This is a genomic window from Catellatospora sp. NPDC049609, assembly GCF_040675365.1.
Lineage (GTDB): Bacteria > Actinomycetota > Actinomycetes > Mycobacteriales > Micromonosporaceae > Catellatospora.
This window is the reverse complement of sequence record NZ_JBFAOU010000244.1, coordinates 1-9,635: the sequence shown is the minus strand read 5'-3', so window position 1 is coordinate 9,635 and position 9,635 is coordinate 1. Positions and strand designations below refer to the sequence as shown.

11 protein-coding genes are annotated in these 9,635 nt (G+C 72.8%); 8 read left to right on the top strand and 3 right to left on the bottom strand.

The genetic code is table 11. The features are described 5' to 3' along the window. The first annotated feature begins 100 nt into the window (after positions 1–100). The 3 genes from AB0J67_RS36810 to AB0J67_RS36800 are packed head-to-tail and all read left to right on the top strand — an operon-like array spanning position 101 to position 3,228. The gene (locus tag AB0J67_RS36810) at positions 101–1,126 is read left to right on the top strand and encodes a phosphotransferase family protein (protein WP_363489693.1); all 1,026 of its coding nucleotides are present in this window, start codon (positions 101–103) and stop codon (positions 1,124–1,126) included. A gap of 4 nt (positions 1,127–1,130) precedes the next feature. Beyond that, entirely contained in the window at positions 1,131–2,342 is a 1,212-nt protein-coding gene (locus tag AB0J67_RS36805) for an acyl-CoA dehydrogenase family protein (protein WP_363489691.1), read from the top strand. 1 nt (position 2,343) lies between these two features. Next, complete coding sequence (locus AB0J67_RS36800) at positions 2,344–3,228, top strand: alpha/beta fold hydrolase (protein WP_363489689.1); 885 nt, start codon at positions 2,344–2,346, stop codon at positions 3,226–3,228. A 28-nt stretch (positions 3,229–3,256) separates the two neighbouring features. On the opposite strand, the gene AB0J67_RS36795 is transcribed toward AB0J67_RS36800, so the two are convergent. Together AB0J67_RS36795 and AB0J67_RS36790 are read right to left on the bottom strand one after the other, a co-directional pair. Then, positions 3,257–3,748: a hypothetical protein gene (locus tag AB0J67_RS36795; protein ID WP_363489687.1), complete on the bottom strand. Its 492-nt coding sequence runs from the start codon at positions 3,746–3,748 to the stop codon at positions 3,257–3,259. A 123-nt stretch (positions 3,749–3,871) separates the two neighbouring features. Then, complete coding sequence (locus AB0J67_RS36790) at positions 3,872–4,510, bottom strand: helix-turn-helix domain-containing protein (RefSeq protein ID WP_363489685.1); 639 nt, start codon at positions 4,508–4,510, stop codon at positions 3,872–3,874. Positions 4,511–4,570: 60 nt separating this feature from the next. Here AB0J67_RS36790 and AB0J67_RS36785 point away from each other — a divergent pair, with 60 nt between their 5' ends. The 5 genes from AB0J67_RS36785 (at position 4,571) to AB0J67_RS36765 (ending at position 8,806) form a co-directional block, all read left to right on the top strand. Next, on the top strand, positions 4,571–4,861 hold the full coding sequence (locus AB0J67_RS36785) for an antibiotic biosynthesis monooxygenase (RefSeq protein WP_363489683.1): 291 nt from the start codon (positions 4,571–4,573) through the stop codon (positions 4,859–4,861). A 38-nt stretch (positions 4,862–4,899) separates the two neighbouring features. After that, positions 4,900–5,880, top strand: coding sequence for an ATP-binding cassette domain-containing protein (locus tag AB0J67_RS36780; RefSeq protein WP_363489681.1), 981 nt, complete (start codon positions 4,900–4,902; stop codon positions 5,878–5,880). Continuing rightward, on the top strand, positions 5,877–6,722 hold the full coding sequence (locus AB0J67_RS36775; RefSeq protein ID WP_363489679.1) for an ABC transporter permease: 846 nt from the start codon (positions 5,877–5,879) through the stop codon (positions 6,720–6,722). The genes AB0J67_RS36780 and AB0J67_RS36775 overlap by 4 nt, the downstream gene beginning before the upstream one ends. 30 nt (positions 6,723–6,752) lie before the next feature. Further along, positions 6,753–7,214, top strand: coding sequence for an SAM-dependent methyltransferase (locus AB0J67_RS36770; protein WP_363489677.1), 462 nt, complete (start codon positions 6,753–6,755; stop codon positions 7,212–7,214). Positions 7,215–7,378: 164 nt separating this feature from the next. Beyond that, positions 7,379–8,806: a hypothetical protein gene (locus AB0J67_RS36765; RefSeq protein WP_363489675.1), complete on the top strand. Its 1,428-nt coding sequence runs from the start codon at positions 7,379–7,381 to the stop codon at positions 8,804–8,806. Positions 8,807–8,834: 28 nt separating this feature from the next. On the opposite strand, the gene AB0J67_RS36760 is transcribed toward AB0J67_RS36765, so the two are convergent. Then, entirely contained in the window at positions 8,835–9,377 is a 543-nt protein-coding gene (locus AB0J67_RS36760) for an SMI1/KNR4 family protein (RefSeq protein ID WP_363489673.1), read from the bottom strand. Positions 9,378–9,635 lie beyond the last annotated feature (258 nt).

Genomic DNA, 9,635 nt, shown 5'->3' with positions numbered 1-9,635 from the left:
TCTGGGTTGTCGCGACAACCCAGAAGTTGACGGCCGGCGCAGAAACCCGACCTGGCGGCCGGGCCGCCGCCGGTGGAGCGGAGCACGAGGAGGTGGCGGCATGACCGATCCGAAGGGCCTCGACCTGGGCGCGCTGCGCTCGTTCCTGGACCGGGCCCGGCCGGGGCTGGTCACCGGCGAGCTGACCGGCGAGCTGATCCAGGGCGGCAAGTCCAACCTGACCTACCGCGTCGGCGACGGCGCCCGCCGGTGGGTGGTGCGCCGCCCGCCGCTCGGGCACGTGCTGTCCACCGCCCACGACATGTCCCGGGAGTACCGGGTGATCTCCGCGCTGGGCGGCACCCGGGTGCCCGTGCCGGGCACGGTGGCGCTGTGCGAGGACCCCGACGTGATCGGCGCGCCGTTCTACGTGATGGAGCACGTCGACGGGACGGTGTGGCGGACCGCGCAGCAGGCCTCGACGCTGGGCGCGCCGCGGGTGGGCTCGCTGTCGCTGGCGCTGATGGACGTGCTGGCCGACCTGCACTCGGTCGATCCGGCCGCGGTGGGCCTGGCCGACTTCGGCAAGCCCGAGGGCTACCTGGCCCGGCAGCTGCGCCGGTGGAGCACCCAGCTGCAGCACTCGCACAACCGGGAGCTGCCCGGTCTGCAGGAGCTGCACGACGACCTGGTCGCGCGGATGCCCGCGCAGGCGGCGCAGGTGTCGATCCTGCACGGCGACTACCGGCTGGACAACTGCATCGTCGGGCCCGGCGACCAGATCGCCGCGGTGCTCGACTGGGAGATGGCCACCATCGGCGACCCCCTGGCCGACCTCGGCCTGTTCCTCTGCTACTGGCGCATGTGGACCGAGCCGGTGATGGAGGGCCTGTTCGGCGAGCCCGCCGCACCGGGCATCTTCCCGCTGGGGGCGCAGATGGCCGAGCGGTACGCCGCCCGCCGCGGCACCGACCTCTCGGCGCTGCCGTGGTACGTCGCGTTCGCGCACTTCAAGCTCGTCGGGATCCTCGAAGGCGTGCACTACCGCTACCTCGCCGGGCAGACCGTCGGCGAGGGCTTCGACCGGGTCGGCGCCATGGTCCCGCACCTGATCACACTCGGCCGCAAGACGCTGCAGGAGGCATAGCCACATGGACTTCTCGTACGACGAGCGCACCGAGCAGCTGCGCGCGGAGCTGCTGGACTTCATGGACTCCCACGTGTACCCGGCCGAGGCGGTCGCCGAGCACCAGCTCGGCGAGATCCCGCCGTGGACCACCCCGCCGGTCATGGAGGAGCTGAAGACCGAGGCCCGCAAGCGCGGCCTGTGGAACCTGTTCCTTCCGCACAGCCCGCTCGGCGCCGGGCTGTCCAACCTGCAGTACGCGCCGCTGGCCGAGATCAGCGGCCGCAGCGGCCACCTGGCGCCCGAGGCGATGAACTGCAACGCCCCGGACACCGGAAACATGGAGGTGCTGTCCATGTTCGGCACCGCCGAGCAGCAGGAGCGCTGGCTCAAGCCGCTGCTGGCGGGCGAGATCCGCTCGGCGTTCTGCATGACCGAGCCGGAGGTGGCCTCCTCCGACGCCACGAACATCACCACCCGGATCGAGCGCGACGGCGACCACTACGTGATCAACGGGCGCAAGTGGTGGTCGTCGGGCGCGATGAACCCCCGCTGCGAGATCTTCATCGTGATGGGCAAGACCGACCCGTCCGCCGACCGGCACCGCCAGCAGAGCCAGATCCTCGTGCCGCGGGACACCCCCGGCGTCGAGATCCACCGGGGCATGCGCGTGTTCGGCTACGACGACGGCTGGCACGGCGGCCACGCCGAGATCACCTTCACCGACGTACGCGTGCCCGTCGGCAACCTGATCGCGGGTGAGGGCGAGGGGTTCGCCATCGCCCAGGCGCGGCTGGGGCCGGGCCGCATCCACCACTGCATGCGCCTGATCGGCATGGCCGAGCGGGCCCTGGAGCTGATGTGCCGGCGCGCCCAGCAGCGCGTCGCGTTCGGCCGGCCGCTGGCCGCGCAGGGCGTCGTCGGCGAGTGGATCGCCGAGGCCCGGGTCCGCATCGAGCAGGCCCGCCTGCTGGTGCTCAAGACCGCCTGGCTGATGGACACCGTCGGCAACAAGGGCGCGCACACCGAGATCCAGTCCATCAAGATCGTGGTGCCGGAGATGGCGGGCTGGGTCATCGACAAGGCCATCCAGGTGCACGGCGGCGGCGGCGTCAGCCAGGACTTCCCGCTCGCCGCGATGTACGCGGGCGCGCGTACGCTGCGCCTGGCCGACGGGCCCGACGAGGTGCACAAGGCCTCGCTGGCCAAGCGCGAGCTGCGCAAGTACGGGAGCTGACATGAAGAGCGCGTACGCCGACCTCGGCGGCAGGGTGCACCACGTCGACTTCGGCGGCGCGCCCGACGCCCCGCCCGTGGTGCTCGTGCACGGGCTGGGCGGCTCCCACCTGAACTGGACGCGGCTCGCGCCGCTGCTGACCCCGTACGCCCGGGTCAGCGCCCTGGACCTGGCCGGATTCGGCCGCACCGGCGGCGGGGCCGGGCCCACCACGGTCACCGCCAACGCCGAGCTGCTGCGCCGCTACCTGGCCGACGTCGTCGGCGAGCCCGCGGTGCTGGTCGGCAACTCGATGGGTGGCATGGTCTCCACGCTGACCGCCGCGGCCGCCCCGGACCTGGTCCGGGGCCTGGCCCTGATCGGGCCGAGCGTGCCACTGGCACCCGACGCCAGGATCGACCCCAAGGTGCGGCTGCGGTTCGCCGTCAACCTCATCCCCGGCGTGGCCGGCTGGGTGCTGCGCCGCCGGGTGGCCACCCTCCCTGCCCGGCAGCGCGTCGAGGAGACCCTCGACCTGGCCTGCGCCGACCGCGGCCGGCTGCCCGAGGAGGTCATCGCCCAGGCGGTCGTCCTCGACGAGGAGATGACCCGCGACCACCCGGCGCGCGTCGCGTCCTACCTGGACGCGAGCCGCTCGCTGCTGCGCGTGCTGGCCCGCCCGAACGCATACTGGCAGGCCATGGCGTCGCTGACGATGCCCGTCCTGCTCGTCCACGGCGTGCACGACCGGCTGGTCGCCGTCGGCTCGGCCCGCGCGGTCGCCGCCCGCCTGCCGCACTGGAGCTACGTCGAGCTCGACTCAGGGCACGTCCCCCAGCTCGAACACCCCACGGAGCTGTCCGGACACCTGCTCGGCTGGCTGCGCGAACACCGTCTCACGAGGTGACCGGCTCGGCACGCCGCGGGCCGAGCCGTCAGCTCCGCTCGCGGCGCGGCCGCCTGAGCCGGGAGGCGAGCAGCGCCAGCAGCACCAGCAGCCCGAGCACGCCCGCGGCCAGCTCCACCGTGGCGCTCAGGTAGGCGCTGCCCCCGGCGACGTAGACGCCGTGGGGCAGCCCGGTGTCCAGCGCCCGGATCCGGTCGCCCACCTGGTGCGGCCCGGCCGGCGCGTCGTGCAGGCGCACCCCGCGCAGCGTGCGGCTGCCATCGTCGGAGGTCCACACGCCGCCGCTGAAGCAGTCCGCCTTCACGCACCGCGTGGTGGTGAACACGCCGGGCGTGCCGACGCCGCGGTGCGCGCGCCAGGACGGGCGTAGCTGCTGCGCGCCCTCCAGCGTCATCGCCAGCACCAGCATCGGCAGGACCAGCCAGACGAATGCCGCCGTGGCGCGCCGGCGCCGGTGCAGCCGCTCGCGCTGCCGGACCGGCAGCGGCACCCGGGCGAGGTCGTCACGGTCCTCGGTCATGACCCCTCCTCGGTCGAGCGCCGGTGTACGTCCTTTACCGACAGAAGACACCGTGGACGCCCCCGTCTGCAAGGGACTAATGAGCCGGCGACCTCCCGTCGCCGGACCCGCCCGCCGACGCGTCTAGGCGGGCGCCTGGCACAGCTGCGGTCGCAACGTGTCGAAGGCCCACTGCTCCCACTGCTCGGGCGACCAGCCCCGGTCGCGCACGAACAGCAGGTACAGCTCCGTGCTGAGCAGGCAGTACAGCAGGTCGGCAGCGGTCTCGGCGGAGACTCCCGCCCGCGCGCCGGGCTTGGCGACCAGCGCCTTCGCCGCGGCCGCCTGCACCTCGTGACGGGGATCGTCGCCGTGCGGCCACAGCTGCGCCACCTCGGCGTCCGTCGCGGCGGCCGTGGCGACCATCTTCGTGATCGCGGCGACCCGGTCCAGGATCTCCCGGGTGCCGCGCACGTGCGCCCGCAGCTGGGCCTCGGCGGTCCCGGCCGCGAGCGCGTCGCGGAACCAGGGGCGGTTCATCGTCGCGACCGGCTCGTCGTCCCCGGCGATCGTCACGTCGACGAGCTCCTTCAGCAGCCTGCGCTTGTTGCCGAAGACGAAGTAGACGGTCTGCACGGCCACCCCCGCGCGCTCGGCGACCTCCTGCATGTTCGTCGCCCCGTAGCCCTGGTCGACGAACAGGTCGCCGGCCGCGTCGAGGATGCACCGGCGCGTCTGCGCGGCCTTCTCGGTCCGCTTGTTCACTCGCTTGACATCGGTCACCGCTATAGCGTAACTCTAGAAGCCGTCACTAGTGAACGCTTCTAGCGAAAGGTTCCCACGATGTCCGTCGTCACGATGACGCGATTCACGATCGATCCCCACGACGCAGAGGAACTGCGGGTCAGGCACGCCGCGCTGGTGGCCGCCGTCAGGTCCGTCACCCCCGGCCTGGTCGCGGCTCAGCTCGGGAAGCTCGACGACCAGACGTGGCTCGGCGTCTGGCGGTGGGAGTCCGCCGAGCACCTGCGGGCCGCCCGCGAGATCGCACCGTCCCAGCCCACCACCGCCGACGCGTTCGCCCTCGCCGCCGACGTCACCGTCGAGCAGATGGACCTCGTCGACGAGCGGTGACCACCCGGCCCACCCCTCACCTTCAGGAGCAGACGCACATGCCCACCAACGCTGAACCCGCGATCGAAACCACCGGCCTGGTCAAGGCCTTCCGCACCGCCCGCGCCGTCGACGGGATCGACCTCGTCGTGCCCGCCGGGGGCGTGTTCGGGTTCCTCGGCCCGAACGGCGCCGGCAAGACCACGACCATCCGCATCCTGGCCACCCTGCTGCAACCCGACGGCGGCACCGCACGGGTGCTCGGCCACGACGTCGTCCGCGAAGCCGACCGCGTCCGCGAGCGGATCGGCCTGACCGGCCAGTTCGCCTCGGTCGACGAGGAGCTGACCGGAGCGGAGAACCTCTCGGTCCTCGCCCGGCTGCACGGCTTCGGCCGCGACCCGGCCGCCGCCCGCGCCGAGGAACTGCTGGACGCCTTCGACCTCACCGAGGCCGGCGGCCGCACCGTCAAGACGTACTCGGGCGGCATGCGGCGGCGGCTCGACCTCGCGGCGAGCATCATCGTCACCCCGGACCTGCTGTTCCTCGACGAACCCACCACTGGCCTGGACCCGCGCAGCCGCAACCAGGTCTGGGACGTCGTGCGCGCCCTCACCGGCGAGGGCACCACGGTCCTGCTCACCACGCAGTACCTCGACGAGGCCGACCAGCTCGCCGACCGGCTCGCCGTCATCGACCACGGCCGGATCATCGCGGAGGGCACCCCGGCCGCGCTGAAGGCGTCGGTCGGCGCGGGCACCCTGCAGGTGCGCGTCCCCGACCCGGCCCGCCGGGCCGAGGCGGCGCGGCTGCTGGGCGACGCGCTGGGCGGCCCGGCCCGGCCCGCATCCGACGACGGCACCGTGTCCGCCCGCGTCGACGACCCCGGACGCGCCTCACTCGCCCTGGCCGGTCTGGCGCACGCCGGCATCGGCGTCACCGGGTTCGCGCTCGGCCACCCCACCCTCAACGAGGTCTTCCTCACCCTCACCGGGCACCCCGCACAGCGCACCGACACCCACCAGGAGCAGGCGGCATGACCACGGCAACGACCACACACGACACCACGGGCATGCCCGACCGCATCCGCCGCGCCGCGCCGGCGCGCCGCACCCGGCCGCCGCGAGCCGGCGCCCTGTCGGCGTCGCTGACCTTCGCCCGGCGCGCACTGCTGAAGATCAAGCACGTCCCCGAACAGCTCGCGGACGCGATCATGATCCCGATCCTGTTCACGGTCATGTTCACCTACCTGTTCGGCGGCGCCCTGGCGGGCTCGACGGGCTCGTACCTCCAGTTCCTGCTGCCCGGCACCATGGTCTTCGCGGTGCTGCTCATCACCGTGTACGCGGGCGTCAACCTGAAGACCGACCTCACCAGGGGCGTCGTCGACCGCTTCCGGTCGATGCCGGTCTGGCGTCCGGCGCTCATCGTCGGCGGCCTGATCAGCGACGCCGCCCGCAACCTGCTGGCCGCCGGGCTGGTCATCGGGCTGGGTCTGGCCATGGGCTTCCGGCCCGGCGGCGGCGTCACCGGCGTGCTGCTGGCGGTCGCGCTCGTGCTCGTGTTCGCGTTCGGCCTGTCCTGGGTCTGGGCGACGCTGGGGCTCGTCCTGCGCACGCCGAGCGCGATCAGCGCGGTGAGCTTCCTGGTCCAGTTCCCGCTCACCTTCGCCAGCAACGTCTTCGTCGACCCGCGGACCATGCCCGGCTGGCTGCGTACGCTCGTCGAGCTCAATCCCGTCAGCGTGCTCGTGGACGCGGTGCGCGGGCTCATGCACGGCACCGCGCAGGCGGGGCAGGTCGGCACCGTGCTCATCGCCTCCGGCCTGCTGGTGGCGGTCTTCGGGCCGCTGACCATGCGCCTGTACCGCACCCGGACCTGACCACCGCCACGACGTCCAGGAAGGCAGCTCATGAACTTCGTCATCCAGCCCATCGGCACGGTCCGCAACGACCGCGCGGACCGCGCGAACACCGACCACTGGGGAGCCGTGGCCAGCACCATCGTCGTGGACGAGCGGTTCGGCGACGACTGCCTGCTCGGCCTGGACGGCTTCTCCCACGTCGACGTCTTCTTCGTGTTCCACGAGACGACGGAATGGCCGGACCACCGGCCGCGCCGGCCCCGCGGCCGCGCCGACCTGCCGGAGGTGGGGATGTTCGCCGATCGCGGCCCGCGCCGTCCCAACCGCCTCGGCATGACCACCTGCCGGATCATCTCGGTCGCCGGCCGGGAGCTCCGGGTGCTCGGGCTCGATGCGATAGCGGGCACGCCGGTGGTGGACCTCAAGCCCACCATGGTCGAGTTTCAGCCGACCGGCCTGCGCCAGCCCGAATGGGTCGGCCGGCTCATGTCCGACTACTTCCTGCCCTGACGACGCCGAGCCTGGCTCGTCCTGACCTCCACCTGCACGTCGACGGGGCTCGCCCTGAGTCCGGGGCGGGTCCCGTCGGCCCGCTGAGCAGATGACCACGGTTGCGACGAGTCCCGCCCTGCCGAATCCGGAATAGGTTGACCCGCACGCGCACCATAGCGGGCATGGTCGATACGGCACTGAGCCCCGCCGAACGGGCGGTCATCAACGGGTTCCGCACCGGCGAGCGCGTGGACCTAGCCGGTCGTCCCGACCGGGCGGTGCGGGCAGTGGTGCTGCGGTCGCTGCTGCTCGGCGGCGTCGAGACCGCACCGGGCACGCTGCCGAGGCTCGCGCTGGCCGGGGCCCGCATCACCGGCCCGCTCATCCTCACTCACGCCCGCGTCGACCAGCCCATCAGCCTGCACGAATGCGAGTTCACCGACCGCATCTCGCTGTACGGAGCACAGCTGCGCCATGTGTGCCTGCGTGGCTCACGACTTCCCGGCCTGGACGCGTCCCTGGCCACCGTCGCGGGAAGTGTGAAGCTTGCGCGCTGCGTCAGCACCGCCACGGTCATGCTCAACGGGGCGCGGATCGAGGGTTCACTGGCGCTCGACGGTGCAGCCCTGTCCGGGCATGAGGTGGCGCTCTCCGGGACACACCTCTTCGTCGGCGGCGACATCCTCGCCCATGACGGCTTCGTCAGCCGGGGAGAGTTCCGACTGAACGACGCCGAGATCGGCGGGGCGCTGCGCTGGGAGGGCGCGCAGCTGCTCAATCCGGGCGGCCGGGCACTGTCCGCGCCCGACCTCAAGGTCGGCGCGATCGTCAGCCTCTGCGCCGGGCTGCGTGCCGAAGGCAGGATCAACCTCTCCCACGCGCGCATCCAGAGCCACCTGTGCCTTGACGGCTCGGTGCTGTCCGGCACCGACGATCGGCTCCTCGACCTGCGCCATCTCGAGACCGCCAAGCTCAATCTCGCACCGGCCGAGCCGATCGTCGGCGAGGTCGATCTCAGCCACGCCCGCATCGGTTTCATCCGCGACGACCCGACCCGCTGGCCCGCTCGGCTGCGGCTCACCGGCCTGCGCTACGACGCGCTGTCCGGCGTCGAGGCCGGTATGGACCGGCTGCCGTGGCTGCGGCGCGATCCCGGCGGCTACCAGCCCGGCGCGTACGGGCAGCTCGCCGACGCGTACCGGCGGGCGGGCCGCGAGCAGGACGCCCGTGCGGTGCTGCTCGCCGACCAGCGGCACCGGCGCGCCACCCTCGGCCCCGTCGGCCGCCTGTGGGGGCACCTGCAGGACCTGGTCGTCGGATACGGCTACCGCCCGTCCCGTGCCGTGGCCGCGCTGGTCCTGCTGATCGCCGCGGGCACCACGGCGTTCAGCCTGCGGCCGCCCGGCGCGCTGACGCCCGGCGAGGCGCCGCCGTTCAACGCGCTCGTGTACACGATCGACCTGCTGCTGCCGCTCGTCGACTTCGGGCAGGAACATGCCTACCACCCGGAGTCGCCGCTGAACTGGCTCGCGTACGCGCTCATCGTCAGCGGGCTCGTGCTGGCGACGACCATCGCCGCCGCCGCGACCCGCATGCTGCGCCGCGACTGAGGTCGGCCGTCCGGGTCGACATCGCCGGTCAGGCGTCGTCCCAGTCGAGCCTGCCGTCGGTGACGACTCTGCGGCGGCCCATCAGCCGCGAGCCGTACCGCATCGCCTCGTAGGTCTTCGACAGCAGATTGCCGAGATCGGGCCAGGTCTTCGGAGCGCCGTCACCGTCGTCCTCGGACGAGACGGTCACCTCGGCGCGGCCGTCCTCGGCATGGTCCACGGCAAGGCACCTGCCCCGGCCGTCGGCGGCCACGGGCAGCCATCGCGGGTTCCAGGTGCGCCACAGCAGCCTGCCCTCGTCGGCGGCGATCCGCTTGCGCGCCAGCGCGATCATGTCGGCGGTGCCCAGGAACGCGTAGCCGGGCGCGAGGCAGTACGGCGGCCGGTGGCGGCCGGCGCCGTTGTGCCAGCGCAGCAGCGCTTCCACGTCCGGCAGCAGGTCGACGCCGAGGTGTGCCCGCACCGCGCCCAACTCCGAGCCGGTGGCGGGCGGAGCGAGGTCGCGCCAGGTGAGGGGCGCGTGTTCGGCCAGCCAGTCGTCGATCGCCGCGAGGGTGGAGGAGAACGGCATGAGGCATTACAGCACCCACCCGAGTGGACCGGACATGCGGCGGCACAGGACGTCCGGCGACCGGCACTCACTCACCGCCCGTCAACCGGCACACCACATCGCACCTGCGCTCGGCTCCAGGGCCGGCGAGCAGCGATGATCGCTGCTTCCGGTCGGAAAGCGCAGTAGAACCTCAGTTTCCGACCGGCGCCTGCGGGGCCTGGGCCAGGGTCTGCTTCCAGCCGGGCAGGTCACCGACCGGCATCGGCTTGCCGGAGA

What these genes read in the sequence shown, in the direction of transcription:
- AB0J67_RS36810 (WP_363489693.1), top strand. Translation starts at nt 101, where the DNA reads ATGACCGATCCGAAGGGCCTCGACCTGGGCGCGCTGCGCTCGTTCCTG.
- AB0J67_RS36805 (WP_363489691.1), top strand. Translation starts at nt 1,131, where the DNA reads ATGGACTTCTCGTACGACGAGCGCACCGAGCAGCTGCGCGCGGAGCTG.
- AB0J67_RS36800 (WP_363489689.1), top strand. Translation starts at nt 2,344, where the DNA reads ATGAAGAGCGCGTACGCCGACCTCGGCGGCAGGGTGCACCACGTCGAC.
- AB0J67_RS36795 (WP_363489687.1), bottom strand. Translation starts at nt 3,748, where the DNA reads ATGACCGAGGACCGTGACGACCTCGCCCGGGTGCCGCTGCCGGTCCGG.
- AB0J67_RS36785 (WP_363489683.1), top strand. Translation starts at nt 4,571, where the DNA reads ATGTCCGTCGTCACGATGACGCGATTCACGATCGATCCCCACGACGCA.
- AB0J67_RS36780 (WP_363489681.1), top strand. Translation starts at nt 4,900, where the DNA reads ATGCCCACCAACGCTGAACCCGCGATCGAAACCACCGGCCTGGTCAAG.
- AB0J67_RS36775 (WP_363489679.1), top strand. Translation starts at nt 5,877, where the DNA reads ATGACCACGGCAACGACCACACACGACACCACGGGCATGCCCGACCGC.
- AB0J67_RS36770 (WP_363489677.1), top strand. Translation starts at nt 6,753, where the DNA reads ATGAACTTCGTCATCCAGCCCATCGGCACGGTCCGCAACGACCGCGCG.
- AB0J67_RS36765 (WP_363489675.1), top strand. Translation starts at nt 7,379, where the DNA reads ATGGTCGATACGGCACTGAGCCCCGCCGAACGGGCGGTCATCAACGGG.
- AB0J67_RS36760 (WP_363489673.1), bottom strand. Translation starts at nt 9,377, where the DNA reads ATGCCGTTCTCCTCCACCCTCGCGGCGATCGACGACTGGCTGGCCGAA.